Annotated in this window: 13 protein-coding genes; 7 read left to right on the forward strand and 6 right to left on the reverse strand. The window is 64.8% G+C overall.

Annotated elements, in window-relative coordinates; translation table 11 throughout:
- Positions 1-99: 99 nt before the first annotated feature.
- Entirely contained in the window at positions 100-378 is a 279-nt protein-coding gene (locus AACR77_RS09225; protein WP_041214353.1) for a DUF2442 domain-containing protein, read from the reverse strand.
- A 258-nt stretch (positions 379-636) separates the two neighbouring features.
- Here AACR77_RS09225 and AACR77_RS09230 point away from each other — a divergent pair, with 258 nt between their 5' ends.
- Entirely contained in the window at positions 637-2,601 is a 1,965-nt protein-coding gene (locus AACR77_RS09230; RefSeq protein WP_042880944.1) for an LTA synthase family protein, read from the forward strand.
- A 55-nt stretch (positions 2,602-2,656) separates the two neighbouring features.
- Here the strand turns inward: AACR77_RS09230 and AACR77_RS09235 are convergent, their stop codons facing one another.
- Positions 2,657-3,127, reverse strand: a complete 471-nt coding sequence (locus tag AACR77_RS09235) for an Lrp/AsnC family transcriptional regulator (RefSeq protein WP_010672715.1) — start codon at positions 3,125-3,127, stop codon at positions 2,657-2,659.
- Positions 3,128-3,276: 149 nt separating this feature from the next.
- On the opposite strand from AACR77_RS09235, the gene AACR77_RS09240 reads away from it, so the two are divergent.
- Positions 3,277-3,795: a phosphatase domain-containing protein gene (locus tag AACR77_RS09240; RefSeq protein ID WP_042880950.1), complete on the forward strand. Its 519-nt coding sequence runs from the start codon at positions 3,277-3,279 to the stop codon at positions 3,793-3,795.
- 6 nt (positions 3,796-3,801) lie between these two features.
- On the opposite strand, the gene metA is transcribed toward AACR77_RS09240, so the two are convergent.
- Positions 3,802-4,749, reverse strand: a complete 948-nt coding sequence (gene metA / locus AACR77_RS09245; protein WP_010672713.1) for a homoserine O-acetyltransferase MetA — start codon at positions 4,747-4,749, stop codon at positions 3,802-3,804.
- 144 nt (positions 4,750-4,893) lie between these two features.
- Between metA and AACR77_RS09250 the strand changes: the two genes are divergently transcribed.
- Together AACR77_RS09250 and AACR77_RS09255 are read left to right on the forward strand one after the other, a co-directional pair.
- Complete coding sequence (locus AACR77_RS09250; protein ID WP_029313584.1) at positions 4,894-6,138, forward strand: HD-GYP domain-containing protein; 1,245 nt, start codon at positions 4,894-4,896, stop codon at positions 6,136-6,138.
- 28 nt (positions 6,139-6,166) lie between these two features.
- Positions 6,167-7,342, forward strand: coding sequence for a competence/damage-inducible protein A (locus tag AACR77_RS09255; protein ID WP_042880969.1), 1,176 nt, complete (start codon positions 6,167-6,169; stop codon positions 7,340-7,342).
- Here AACR77_RS09255 and AACR77_RS09260 read toward each other — a convergent pair.
- A complete protein-coding gene (locus AACR77_RS09260) occupies positions 7,339-7,854 on the reverse strand; it encodes a metal-dependent hydrolase (RefSeq protein ID WP_010672710.1) in 516 nt (171 codons plus the stop codon). The two genes, AACR77_RS09255 and AACR77_RS09260, sit on opposite strands and share 4 nt — an antisense overlap.
- Positions 7,855-8,248: 394 nt before the next feature.
- Between AACR77_RS09260 and AACR77_RS09265 the strand changes: the two genes are divergently transcribed.
- The 3 genes from AACR77_RS09265 (at position 8,249) to AACR77_RS09275 (ending at position 11,970) form a co-directional block, all read left to right on the forward strand.
- Positions 8,249-9,913, forward strand: coding sequence for a DUF342 domain-containing protein (locus tag AACR77_RS09265; protein WP_042880970.1), 1,665 nt, complete (start codon positions 8,249-8,251; stop codon positions 9,911-9,913).
- A gap of 113 nt (positions 9,914-10,026) precedes the next feature.
- The gene (yidA, locus tag AACR77_RS09270) at positions 10,027-10,836 is read left to right on the forward strand and encodes a sugar-phosphatase (RefSeq protein ID WP_042880972.1); all 810 of its coding nucleotides are present in this window, start codon (positions 10,027-10,029) and stop codon (positions 10,834-10,836) included.
- Between the two features lie 363 nt (positions 10,837-11,199).
- Entirely contained in the window at positions 11,200-11,970 is a 771-nt protein-coding gene (locus AACR77_RS09275) for a gamma-glutamyl-gamma-aminobutyrate hydrolase family protein (protein WP_042880975.1), read from the forward strand.
- Between the two features lie 151 nt (positions 11,971-12,121).
- Here AACR77_RS09275 and AACR77_RS09280 read toward each other — a convergent pair whose 3' ends face one another.
- Positions 12,122-12,526: a hypothetical protein gene (locus AACR77_RS09280; RefSeq protein ID WP_042880976.1), complete on the reverse strand. Its 405-nt coding sequence runs from the start codon at positions 12,524-12,526 to the stop codon at positions 12,122-12,124.
- A gap of 71 nt (positions 12,527-12,597) precedes the next feature.
- Positions 12,598-13,161, reverse strand: a 564-nt coding sequence (locus tag AACR77_RS09285; RefSeq protein ID WP_042880978.1) for an HAD-IA family hydrolase, incomplete at its 5' end; no start/stop codon positions are given.

Consider the following 13,161-nt stretch of genomic DNA (forward strand, 5'->3'; position numbering starts at 1 on the left):
CAGGCAAGCTGCAAATGGGGCTGGATTGCGCCATCGTGGTCGACCTGACCGACGCGGGTCTGTGACTGAAAACGTTACCTGACTCAACGAGTTAGAATGTCAGAAGCGATGCATGTTGCGATCGGGGAAGGCGGCGCGCTCGTCGATGGGCAGGATCAGGTGGTAGACCTCGTGGGCCGCCAGGGTGAAGCCCGTGGGCCACGCCAGTTGATGGCGATCATCGATGAAGACACGGGCGAAGCGACGCTCGGTCTCCATGGCCGCAAACAGCGGCTGACCGCGCCAGGGGGTGAGATCCAGCACGCCTGTGGTGCCGTCGGAGAGCACCACGAACAGAGACCAGCCCTGCATATATTCCACATCGATGAAGACCGGCATCCCTTCGGCTCCGATTGAGAAATTCGGCGCCATTATAGGCACGACCCTTGTCTCGATGTGCCAGCAGGATCACAGTTTTCCCAGCGTTTTATGCTCTCTTCGAACCCTGCATCCCGTCACAAAAAAATCATAAAACGTGCCAACTTTTCCATGTATACCCCATGCCCATGCAACCTTTGCCAGGCGCCACTGTCATACTCCTGCACCATAACAACAATGCGTCCGGGGACTGGGCGCAAACAGGTTTGCAGGAACAATATGACCACCATCAGACAATGGCTGGGACCGGTTTGGCCCATCGCCGTATTTTCATTGATCGCGCTCATCTCCCTGACCGTCAGCCGCCTTGGCCTGGGGCTCTGGCAACTGGAACGGGTGGATGCCGTCTCTGGCTGGCAGGAGATGCTGCTGCAAGGCATTCGCGTCGACGTCGCCACCCTCTGCTGGGTCTGGGGCGTACCCGCCGTCTTGACCCAGTTGCTGGCCGGGCCCCACGCGCCGGGGCGGCTCTGGATGCAGCTTATCCGGATCTGGCTCACCCTGGGGCTCTGGCTGATGCTCTTTCTCGAGATCTCCACTCCCGCCTTCGTCACCGAATACGGGGTGCGCCCCAACCGCCTCTATGTGGAGTACCTCATCTATCCGAAGGAGGTGCTCTCCATGCTGTGGGCTGGCCGCAAGGGCGAGCTGCTGCTGGCCGTGATCTTCAGCGGCGCCGTGCTGGGCGGTGGCTGGTGGCTGAGCGGCCGCCTGGTGCGTGACCTAAGCTTCCCCCGCTGGTACTGGCGCCCCGCCTTCGCCCTGCTGATCCTCGCTGTCGGCTTCCTCGGCGCCCGCTCCAGTCTCGGCCATCGCGCCCTGAATCCGGCCATGGTGGCCTTTGCCGACGATCCCCTGGTCAACGCCCTCACCGTCAACTCCGCCTACTCCCTCTTCTTTGCCATCAAGCAGATGGGGGCCGAGGAGGATGCCAGCCAGTTTTACGGCAAGATGGCTGACCATCAGGTACTCGACATAGTCCGCGAGGAGAGCGGTCGCCCTCTCGGCGATTTTACCTCTGCCGATCTGCCGAGCCAGACCTTCAACACGGCCAGCTACCAGGGCAAGCCCAAAAACCTGGTGATCCTGCTGCAAGAGAGCCTGGGGGCCCAGTTCGTCGGCTCCCTCGGCGGCCTGCCGCTCACCCCGAACATCGATGCCTTGTCGAAAGAGGGTTGGGCGTTCGAGCAGCTCTACGCCACCGGTACCCGTTCGGTACGCGGCATCGAGGCGGTGCTCACCGGCTTCACGCCGACCCCGGCCCAGGCCGTGGTCAAGCTCGGCAAGAGCCAGACCAACTTCTTCACCATCGCCGACCTGCTCAAGCAGCGAGGCTATGACACCAGCTTCATCTATGGCGGCGAGAGCCACTTCGACAACATGCGCAGCTTCTTCCTCGGCAACGGCTTCACCACCATCGTCGAGCAGAAGGACTTCAAGAACCCGGTGTTCGAGGGATCCTGGGGCGCCTCGGATGAAGATCTGATGGCCAAGGCCAACGAGACCTTCGCGGCGCTGCACAAGGAGGGCAAACCCTTCTTCAGCCTGGTGTTCAGCTCCAGCAACCACGATCCCTTCGAGTTCCCCGACAACCGCATCGCCCTGTACGAGCAGCCCAAGCAGACCCGCAACAACGCCGCCAAGTACGCGGACTACGCCGTCGGCGAGTTCTTCAAGAAGGCCAGGGCATCGGACTACTGGCAGGACACCCTGTTCCTGGTCATCGCCGATCACGACAGCCGGGTCGGGGGAGCCAGCCTGGTGCCCATCCCCCGCTTCCACATCCCGGGGGTCATCCTGGGGGACGGCATAGCACCGAGAAATGACCCTCGCATCGTCAGCCAGATCGACATGGCCCCGACCCTGCTCTCCCTCATGGGCATCAGTGCCGACTACCCCATGCTGGGCAAGGATCTCACCCGCATGCCCGCCGACTGGCCGGGGCGCGCCATCATGCAATACGACAAGAACTTCGCCCTGATGCGCGGCAAGGATGTGGTGATCCTGCAGCCCGAGCGGGCGCCGGAAGGCTTCATCTACGAGGATGCGACCGAGACGCTCACCCCGGCGCCGCAGCCGGGCGCCATGAAGGATGCCGCCCTGGGGCTGGTCCTGTGGGGCAGCCTGGCCTATCAGCAGGGGCTCTACCGGACGGCGCAGGACAGCCGGCTGGCTCTCAATTGAGGAACCGCCCACAAAAAAACCGCCCTCGGGCGGTTTTTTCTTGCGGCTCGCCCCGTCAGGGGTGGGGGAAGCAGGGGAGCGAGCGGCTGAACCTGTGCTCGAACACCAGGGAGGTCTCGAGGTGCACCACTTCTTCCCGGGAGGTGAAGTGATCGAAGACGAAATTGCGCAGGTGTTCGGTATCGGAGACGCACAGGTGCACCAGGAAATCATCCTTGCCGCCCATGTGGAACAGGCTGATCACCTCGGGCAGGGCCAGGATGGCGTCGCGAAACGCATCGATGATCTGGCGGCTGTGACGGGCCAGTTGCAAGGAGACCATGGCCTGGATGTGACCGCCCAGGGCCTGGTAATCCACCTCGCAGTGCGCCCCCTTGAGCACGCCATCCTGCTGCAGCTTGCGCACCCGCTCCAGACAGGTGGACGGCGCCACCCCGACCAGGGCCGCCAAATCCTTGTTGGTCATGCCCGCATCGCGAAACAGATGGGCCAGGATGTCCAAGTCCAGTTGATCCAGGTTTCTCATCTTTACTCCTTGCATCGCTCGATTTTTTTAGACTCTGCCCGTAAACCGGGCCGAACACAACGCAGATTGACATCCCCTCCGGCCCCTCTATGCTGTGCCGCACCCGCGGGATGCCGATCCCGTTGACCCCGACCACCACGAGGAACCCCATGCTCAGTGCCCATCCCTTCTGGAGCCTGGACGTTCCACGGCTCGACGGCCAGCTCCTGCTCACCCCCTGCCCCGGCAGCCAGCAGGTCCCCATGACCGACGCCCTTGCCCAGTTGCAGCTGGCCGGTGCCGGCGGGGTGCTGACCCTGATGACGGAGGAAGAGATGACCCTGTGCGGGTCCCTCTCTCTCGGGCAGCTGGTGCAGGCCAGAGGCATGAGCTGGTTCCATCTGCCCATTGCGGATGACGAGGCACCGGATGCCGCCTTCGAACAGGCCTGGCCCAGGGTACAACCCCGACTGCTCGCCCTGCTGCACGAGGGGCGTCACCTTGCCATTCACTGCCACGGCGGAAGCGGGCGTACCGGGCTGGCGGCCGCCCTGGTGCTGATGACCCAGGGGCTGCCCCAGCAGGAGGCCATGACCCTCATCCGGGCCAGACGGCCACGGGCCTTCACCCTGGCCTGCCACCGTCACTGGCTCGATACCCGTGGGCGGCGGCTGGCCGGGGCGGACTGATGGGCTCTATCCCTTGGGCTGCTGGTAGGTAAACACCTTGCCGATGTCTTCCACCTTGTAGCTGGTCAACTGGTAGACGTAATAGTTGAGCCAGTTGGAAAACAGCAGGTGACCGTGGCTTCGCCAGGTGGCGCGCGGGGTCTGGCTTGGGTCGTTGTTCGGGTAATAGTTGACCGGAATGACGGGGGTGAGCCCGGCCGCCAGATCCCGCCGGTATTCCCCATCCAGGGTCAGGGCGTCATATTCCGGATGGCCGGTGACGAACACCTGGCGACAATCCTTGGTGGCGGCCAGATAGACACCCGCCTCTTCCGACTCGGCGAAGATCTGCAGATCGGTGTGGGCGCGGATGAGATCCCCGTCGAAGGCCGCATAACGGGAGTGGGGCGCCACGAATTCGTCATCGAAGCCACGCAGCAGCGCCTCGTGCTCGTCGAGGCGGTGGTGGCGATAGACCCCGGAGAGCTTCTCGCCGTGGGTCTGCTTTTCCATGCCGTACAAGGCTTTCAGCGCCGCCTGCACCGCCCAGCAGAGGAAGAGGGTGGAGGTGACATGCTGATGGGACCACTCGATGATCTCGACGATGCGGGGCCAATAGACCACCTCCTCGAACTCCACCAGCCCGAGCGGCGCCCCCGTGATGATCATGCCGTCGTAGTTATTGCCTCTCACCTGCTCGAAGTCGTGATAGAAGTTCTCCAGGTGCGCCTGGGGCGTGTTTTTCGACTCCCGATCGTCGATGCGCAACAGATCCACGTCCACCTGCAAGGGCGAGTTGGAGAGCATCCGCATCAGCTGGATCTCGGTTTCTATCTTCTTGGGCATCAGATTGAGGATGAGCACCCGCAGCGGGCGGATGTTCTGGGTGACGGCCCGGGATTCCGTCATCACGAAGATGTTCTCCTGCCCCAGCACTTCGGCGGCGGGCAACTGGTCCGGGATCTTGATCGGCATGCTGACTCCCTGTACTGCATCGGTAAATATGTCTGGACATCTAGAAGCCTATAATAAAGCGCTCCCGCTGTCATCAGATACCTTTTGTATTCACCCCGCCCTTTGACTAGCATACGGCTCAGTGTGTCCCTCGTGCCCAACCCCATGACAGGAATCAAGATCTCCGTAGAACGGCTGCAAGTCGGCAATTATGTCTCCCTGCCTTTGGGATGGCGTGAGCACCCGTTTCTGTTCTCCAGCTTCAAGCTCAAGAGCGAGGAGGAGATCGAGCTCATTCGTCGCCTTGGCCTCAAGCTGGTGACCATCATTCCCGACAAGAGCGACACGCCGCCCAAGCCCCTCGGACAGACCCAGCCCCAGGCGGATGAGGTTGAGGGAGAGGGTCTTGTCGCCCGCCAGGAGGAGATGCAGCAGGAGAAACTGCGGCGCATCGAGCAGTTGCAGCGCTATCGCCGCGACCTGCAGCAGTGCGAGAAACAGTTCCGCCAATCCCTGGCCCAGGTGCGCAACCTCATGGGCAAGATCCAGTCCCGCCCCCTCAACGCCATCAGCGAGGCCCAGGAGCTGATCAACGCCATGACGGAGCAGCTCCTCTCGGTGGACGAGATGGTGCTGCACCTGGTCTCTGACAGCGATGATGGCAACAGCCTGCAGTTTCACTCCCTCAACGTCAGCGTGCTCAGCATGCTGCTCGCCCGGGAGTGCAAGTTGCCGGCCGAGGCGATCCGCCAGGTCGGCATGGGGGCCCTGTTCCACGACATCGGCAAGCTGAGGATCCCGAGCCAGATCCTGCGCAAGACGGAGCCGCTGACCAAGCCGGAGCAGAACCTGATGGCCCAGCATCCCCGCTACGGCCTGGAACTGCTGGGGCTGGTCAGCGATTTTCCGGAAGCGGCCAAGCAGATAGTGCAGAACCACCACGAGTACCTGGACGGCACCGGCCCCCAGGGGCTCAAGGGGGATCAGCTCGATCCCCTCACCCAGATCGTCTCCCTCATCAACGAGTACGACAACCTCTGCCACCTGGAGGCCAAGGTGCCCTACGCGGCCCTCGGCAGCCTCTACAAGCAGCGCAAGTCCCAGTTCAACGCCGATCACCTCGGCATGCTGATCCGACTGATGGGGGTCTACCCCCCGGGTAGCGTGGTGCAGCTTTCCAACGGCCAGGTGGGGCTGGTGATGTCGGTCAACGCCTCCCGCCTGCTCTACCCCGCCGTGCTGGTATACGACCCCCGCATTCCGCGCCAGGAGGCAGCCATCATCGACCTCGACGCGGCCGGGCTGACCATCGCCAAGGTGATCCAGCCCAAACGCCTGCCCCCGGCGGTGTTCGAATACCTCAACCCCCGCACCCGGATCAGCTACTACTTCGAACACGGCAAGCCCTGAGAGGGCTGGCCCCACCCAAGGAGTCCCCATGCGCATCGAGATCATCAGCACAGGCGACGAGATAGTGACCGGCCTGGTGGTGGACACCAATGCCGCCTGGCTCAGCGCCCTCTTGCTGGAGCAGGGCTGGCAGGTGCGCCGCCGCGCCACCGTGGGGGACAACCTCGCGGATCTGACAGCCGTGCTGCAGGAGAGCGCCAACCGCGCCGAGGTGGTACTGGTGTGCGGGGGGCTCGGCCCCACGGCGGACGACCTCACCGCCCAGGCCGCGGCCGAGGCGTTTGACCAGCCCCTGACCCTGTTCCCGGACTGGCTCGCCACCATGGCCGAACGCTATGCCAGCCGGGGCCGCACCATGGCACGGAGCAACACCAAGCAGGCCTGGCTGCCCCGGGACTGCGAGATCCTCGACAACCCGGTGGGCACCGCCTGCGGCTTTGTGGTCCGCCACCCGGCCAGCCACGGCCAGAGCCGGCTCTTCTTCACCCCGGGCGTGCCGTTCGAATTCAAGCAGATGGTGCGCGAACAGATCATGCCCCGCCTCAAGGTGCTGGCCGGGGAAGAGACCGACACCGAGCTGCGCCGTTTCTACACCTTCGGCGTCTCGGAGTCCGCCCTCAGCGACATGCTGGATGCGGCCCCCTGGCCTGCCGGCATCGAGCTGGGCTACCGCTCCTCCATGCCTCTCATCGAGCTCAAGCTCATCGGCCACGGTGCCAGCACCGCCGACATGGATGCCGCCGAGGCGAGGTTGCTTGCGGCCATCGTTCCCTGGCTGGTGGGACGTGGCAACGAGGCGCCTGCCAGCCAGATCCTGGCCCTGCTGGGGGAGCGGTCGCTGCACCTGCAAGAAGGAGAGAGCAGGGGCACCCTGCTGGTCATGTGTCACGGGCACCCGGCCCTGACCGCCGGCTTCAGCCACACCCTGAGCGACGATCTGACTCAACTGGCGGTGCCCGCCGCCCCCCTGAGCCTCACCATAGGCCGTGCCGGGCCGGACGGCGTGCCGCTGCTGCTCTGCGCCGACGGGCAACTGCACGGCCAGACGCTCAGGGTCAGCCACCCGGATCCCGCGAGCGGTCGCCGGATCCTCGCCTTCGCCGCCCTCGACATGCTGCGCCGCCACCTGCTGGGGCTGCCGGTGCTCGCCGACTACCTCACCCTGACCCGAACGGCCAGGTGCCAGGAGGGCGCCCGGGGCTAGAAGTGAGCCAAGCCTGCACCGCCATGGACCCAGTACCCGGCGAGCGCCAGGGTCAGCAGGCAGAAGGCCCTCTCGTAGCCCCCGCCGCTCTTGAGGGGCAGGCCGGGCAGGCGAAAGCGCCGACGCCAGGGCCAGAGCAGGGGAATGCCCATGGGGGTGAGCCAGTCCCCCAGCAGATGGCTGAGATAGCCCACGATGAGAGCATCCTTCACCGCCCCCGACAGCAACCAGGGGGCTTCCACCTGGGCCAGCCCCCAGACCCCCATCCCCACCGCCAGCAGGCTGTGGGTGAAGCCGCGATGGCCGAACAGCCGGGAGAGCGGCCCCGAGATCCAGGGCAGTTGCCGCCCGAGCAGGGAGCGGGGGTGATCGAGATCCGGCAGCAGGGCGCTCGCCAGGGCCATGGGAACGATATGCCACAGGCTGGCATCGGCCAGGGCCGGAGTCAGTTCAACCTTGTGGGCAAGCAGGACGCAGGTGACGGAAAACAGCAGGTGGCCTTGGGCGGTCATGGGGCTCGTTCGGTTGGACAGAAAAAGGGGCTGATCGGTGGCGACCAGAGTCCTCGCCCTGAGGCGGCGGCAGATTAAAATCCTTCTCTTCCTGCCTGGCAAGGTGATTTGCATCGCCTCCATCAACGTGATGGACACTCTGGATAGCGAAAGCATAAAACGTCAGCATATTGCGCTAAAAAACTGCAATGGAACCCATGACATGGCCGGCTCTGCCCCTCTCCCGTCAGCCGAAATTTCCTCAACCCGGCTCACCCATTTGCATTCAGATCGTTGACCCGGAAGGAAAAATACCCGAATACTGCGCGTTGGATCCGCCCCGGCGGCATTGGATGCCGGCAAGGAGAGGCCCCGGTATGGGGCAAACCGGACAGGGACAACGAAGGAGGGCCCGGTGTTAAGCAAAGCGTGGTTTCAGCTGTCGGCCGACATGAGCTATGTCTGCCTGCGCATCACCCCGGGCCTCACCGAGCCCATCCAGGAAAGCGACGTCCTGGCCCTGCTGCGACTCTCCAACTGTCGGCGCTACGAACCCCTCGGCGAGGGGATCCGCGAAGCCGTCACCCTGCTCAACGCCCTCATCGCAGAGCCGGATGCCCCCGCGCATCCGCCAGTCCCCATTGCCCGGCGCCAGGATGCCAGGCTGCTCATCCAGGTGGACAAGGACCAGATGAGCGCCAGGGCGCAGATCACCGCGGACTGGGGCGGCCAGCCCCTGACCCTGGCCCGGTTGCAGGAGGCCCTGGCGGCCAGCACGGTCAAGCAGGGGGTGAGCGAGCGGCTGCTTGCCGCCGCCATCCAGGCCGCGGGTGAAGCGGCACCCGGTGCCCAGCTCAATCCCGTCATCGCCCTCGGCAAGGCCGCCAGGCACGGCCTGGATACCCGCCTGGAGCGGCTGGTGGAGACCGCAGCCGAGCGGATCCTCAAACCCCAGGAGCGGGATCACGGCAAGGTGGACATGCGCGACCTCGGCACCCTGCTCACCGTCAAGGCCGGAGCGTTGCTGATGCGCAGGCACCCCGCCACCCAGGGCATCGACGGCTTCACCGTGACGGGCCAGACCCTGACCGCCCGCCACGGCAAGGAGAGCGCCATGACGCCGGGTGACGGCACCTGCCTCTCCCCCGAGGATCCGGACCTGCTGCTGGCGACACGCCCGGGGCTCCCCTGTCAGGAGCGTGCCGGGATGCGGGTCGACGAGGTGCTCAACGTCAAGCAGGTCGACATCCGCCACGGCCACGTCGAGTTCGAGGGATCGCTGCTGGTCACCGGGGACGTCATGCCCGGCATGCGCGTCAAGACCAGCGGGGACGTGGTGATCGGCGGCTTCGTCGAGGGCGGCTACATCGAATCCGGCGGCACCATCACGGTGCGCAACGGCATCATAGGGCGCAAGCTGGCGGACGACGAATACCTCTGCCACCTCAACGCCGGGGGGGAGATCCACGCCAGCTATGCCCAGTACGCCAGGCTGGAGGCCGATGGCGACATCCATATCCTGAGCCAGCTCAGTCACTGCTATTGCCGCAGCGGCCAGGATCTCAAGGTGGGGGACAGCGCCATGCGCAAGGGGCACCTCATCGGCGGCATCAACATCGCCAATCGGCTCATCATGGCCCCGGTGCTCGGAGCCTCGGCGGCCAACCGGACCCGGTTGCAGATCCTCGGTGGCTATTTCAGCCAGAAGGAGCAGGAGCTGGCGCTGCGCCAGCGCAAACAGACCTGCGCCGAGCAGATAGACAAGCTGCAGGATCTCATCCTGCGTCTGCTGCAACTGCCCCGTGACAAGCGCAATCCCGAGACCCTGCAGAAGATCAAGGCGCTGCGCACCCGCCAGTTCGACGAGAGCAAGAGCCTGGACGAGCAGCTCGTCGAGGCGCAGCGGGAGCTGCAGGCGCTCATGGCCAACATGGACATCATCGCCACCCAGCGCCTCTTCCCCGGCGTCGAGGTGGAGATGGCCCATCACCACAACAGGGTCGACATCGAGCACGGCCCCATCCACTTCGCCATCCGGGAAGATCAGCTGCAACTGACCCCCTACCAGGGCCAGCGCTGAGGGACAACGTGCCCCCGCGTCGGCAGGCGGCGTGATCCCGGCGGCGATTTTCGCTACACTCGGCCTCCCCATGGCCCCATCGGGCGGGCCGGCCAGACTCAGGTAGTGAGAAGATGTACAAGCTGATCGCATTGGATATGGATGGCACCCTGCTGACCCCAGAGGGCCGAATCTCCCCCCGCACCCAGGCCGCCATCGCGGCAGCCCGCGCCAGGGGCGTGACCGTGGTGCTGGCCTCCGGCCGCCCGCTGGAAGGCATGACCGCCGCCCTGACCGAGCTGGGCCTCACCGGCCAGGATGACTACGTCATCTGCTACAACGGCGCCCTGGTGCAGCAGGTGTCCGAGCAACGCATCATCCGCAGCCAGTTGCTGACCGGCAGCGACGCCCGTGCCATCGCCCACCTGGCCTGTGAGCTGGGGGTGAACATCCACGGCTTCTCCGTCCGCCAGGGGCTCATCAGCCCCAGGATCAGCCCCTACACCGAGCACGAATCCCGCCTCATCGGTCAACCCATCAACCTGGTGGACTTCGCCACCCTGCCCGACGACGAGCAGATCATGAAGGTGATGATGATTGACCCAGAGCCCCTGCTCTCCCGTGCCATCGCCCAGCTGCCCGCCGAACTCCACGAGCGCTATACCGTGGTGCGCAGCGCCCCCTACTTCCTCGAGTTCATGAACAAGCGCAGCAACAAGGGCACCGGCGTCGCCGCCCTGGCCGAGCACCTGGCGCTGGATGCCTCCCAGGTGATCGCGGTGGGGGATGCGGGCAACGATCACCACATGATCGCCTACGCCGGACTCGGGGTCGCCATGGGCAACGCCACCGACGAGATCAAGGCGCTGGCACAGCACACCACGGGGCGCAACGATGAAGACGGGGTCGCCCAGGTGATCGAACGTTTCATCCTGAACGCCTGAGTCGACAAGGGGCCCTGCGGGCCCCTTCTGCTATCCGGCCACCCGGCCAGATGTTTAATATATCCACCATCAAATCTCTCACCGCACCAGCTCCTCCCCCTCAAGTCCCTTTAAATGGGACTCTCAGCCGTATTCCGACATCAACGGTTAACATAATTGCATCATTTTGTTTGACATATTGAACGGCCTTGGCAGACTGGAGGCAGGATCCAGGCTGTCGTTGCCAAGGCTGACCGACGATTCTGGCACGCTGGCGCGACCCTGATCCCACGACCATGCCTTGAGGCATGCCCTTGCGAGCCGAGGCGGCAAGGGCCTTCCCAAGGCGCAGGATGAGACCGCCAAGGATAGCCAAGGTGACCTATGCCCAACCCCAGTTCCCATAACAAACCCGTCGTGCTGATGACCATGGGGGCCCAGGCCCGCAGTGGCCACGCCTACCAGGTCATGACCCACAAATACATCAAGCCTCTGGTGGAGATCAGCGGCTGCGTGCCGCTGCTGGTGCCCACCTGCTGTGGCACCGAGGATCTGGAGCAGTATCTGGACCTCGCCGACGGGGTCTATCTGAGCGGTGCCGGATCCAACATCGATCCTGCCCTCTATGGCCAGGAGAACCTCACCCCGGAGAAGCCCCAGGACAGGGACAGGGATCTGTTCGATATTCCCCTGGTGCGCGCCGCCCTCGACCGTGGCCTGCCGATCCTCGGGATCTGCCGCGGCATGCAGGAGATCAACGTGGCCCTGGGAGGCGACATTCACCAGAAGGTCTATTGCGAGCCGGGTTATGACGATCATCGGGAGGATGCGGATGACCCGGTGGACGAGCAGTATGGCGAGAGCCATCAGGTCGAGCTGGTACCCGGTACCTGGCTGGCCGAGCTGATGGGACAGCCGTCGATTCCGGTCAACTCCCTCCATGGGCAGGGGATCAAGACGCTGGCCAAGGGGCTGGCCCCCCTGGCCCATGCCGAAGACGGGCTGATCGAGGCGATCCACGCTCCCGCCCTCTCCCCCTTCCTGCTGGCGGTGCAGTGGCACCCGGAGTGGAAGGCCAGCGAGAACCCCCACTCCATCAAGCTGTTCACCGCCTTTGGCGACGCCTGCCGCCGGTTCAGGCAGCAGATCGGCTAGTCGCCGACCCCTTGCCCTTGAGCCTGGGCAGGGCCTCGTACATCGGGGGCTGCCCGGAGGCATCCGACGTGGCGGGCCTGTGAAACCCCCACGCCATCAAGCTGCCCACTGCCTTCGGCGACGCCTCCTGCCCGCTCAGGCAGCAGACGGGCTAGTCGCCAAATCCCTTGCCCTTGAGCTTGGGCAGGGCCCCGCGATCAGGACGCAGGGTTCGGCAGACATCCAGCCCCTTGAGGCCCCGCTGGATATGGTCCGGGGCCTGCCCGAGCACCATGCCGTTGCCGCGATAGAGACGGGCATCCTCCAGCTCGAACAGCTCGCCCCCGATGAGCAGTTGCTCCCGACCATTCACCACCTTGCCCCGTTTCAGGGGCAGGGTCATGTCCACCTGGATCTCGCCGGTGGCACACCCCTCGCGCCAGCGCGCCTCGTCGGAAAACGGGGAGATGGCGATCTCCCGCCAGGATCCGTCCCTGAACTCCATCCGGTAACGGTCTTGCACCAGATCGCATCCCGCCAGCACCATGGGGATCGCCAGCCAGATGACACCCTTCATTCCCTTCACACCCTTGCTCCCTTGTTGTTATTGCCAGATATAGATCACGGAATCTGTCCCTCATCCCCAGCTCAGAGCAGCAGGGTGGCCAGATCCTGCAGCTGCCCCAGCTCCACATCCGGCAGCAGCGACAACGACTGCCAGGGCTGACCGCTCTCGTTGAGCCAGGCGGCCCGAAAGCCGTGCAGCCTGGCCCCCAGCACGTCGGTCACCGGGTGATCCCCCACATGAAGGATGCGGCCGGGGGCCAGCCCCAGGGCCTCTTGCACCTGCACGAACATGTCGGGCGCCGGTTTCATTCTGGCTCCCGCTCCCGCCTTGCAGACCAGGGTGAAGTAGCCAGCCAGACCCGCCTGCTCCAGATCCAGGTTGCCGTTGGTGATCACCGCCAGCGGGTAGCGCGCCGCCAGACGAGCCAGCAGGGCGTGAGTCGCCTCGCTCACCTCTATCTTCGAGCGCTCGGCCATGAAACCGGTGAACACCGCCCGGGCCTGCTGCTCCGCCAGCCCGGGCTCCATGCCCCCCTGCACCAGGGCCTCGCGAATGCCCCGCTGGCGCGTCAGGCTGACGTCGTGGCTCAGCGCCGGGTGGTCCAGCAGCAACTGGCGCTTGAGCGCGAGCCAGCGCGGCTTGTC

Source organism: Aeromonas sp. ZOR0002, from assembly GCF_963866995.1.
GTDB lineage: Bacteria > Pseudomonadota > Gammaproteobacteria > Enterobacterales > Aeromonadaceae > Aeromonas > Aeromonas caviae.

Coding starts and splice junctions, on each gene's coding strand:
- AACR77_RS09260 (WP_010672710.1), bottom strand. CDS start 7,854: ATGACCGCCCAAGGCCACCTGCTGTTTTCCGTCACCTGCGTCCTGCTT.
- AACR77_RS09250 (WP_029313584.1), top strand. CDS start 4,894: ATGACAGGAATCAAGATCTCCGTAGAACGGCTGCAAGTCGGCAATTAT.
- yidA (WP_042880972.1), top strand. CDS start 10,027: ATGTACAAGCTGATCGCATTGGATATGGATGGCACCCTGCTGACCCCA.
- AACR77_RS09275 (WP_042880975.1), top strand. CDS start 11,200: ATGCCCAACCCCAGTTCCCATAACAAACCCGTCGTGCTGATGACCATG.
- AACR77_RS09225 (WP_041214353.1), bottom strand. CDS start 378: ATGCCGGTCTTCATCGATGTGGAATATATGCAGGGCTGGTCTCTGTTC.
- AACR77_RS09255 (WP_042880969.1), top strand. CDS start 6,167: ATGCGCATCGAGATCATCAGCACAGGCGACGAGATAGTGACCGGCCTG.
- AACR77_RS09235 (WP_010672715.1), bottom strand. CDS start 3,127: ATGAGAAACCTGGATCAACTGGACTTGGACATCCTGGCCCATCTGTTT.
- metA (WP_010672713.1), bottom strand. CDS start 4,749: ATGCCGATCAAGATCCCGGACCAGTTGCCCGCCGCCGAAGTGCTGGGG.
- AACR77_RS09230 (WP_042880944.1), top strand. CDS start 637: ATGACCACCATCAGACAATGGCTGGGACCGGTTTGGCCCATCGCCGTA.
- AACR77_RS09240 (WP_042880950.1), top strand. CDS start 3,277: ATGCTCAGTGCCCATCCCTTCTGGAGCCTGGACGTTCCACGGCTCGAC.
- AACR77_RS09280 (WP_042880976.1), bottom strand. CDS start 12,526: ATGAAGGGTGTCATCTGGCTGGCGATCCCCATGGTGCTGGCGGGATGC.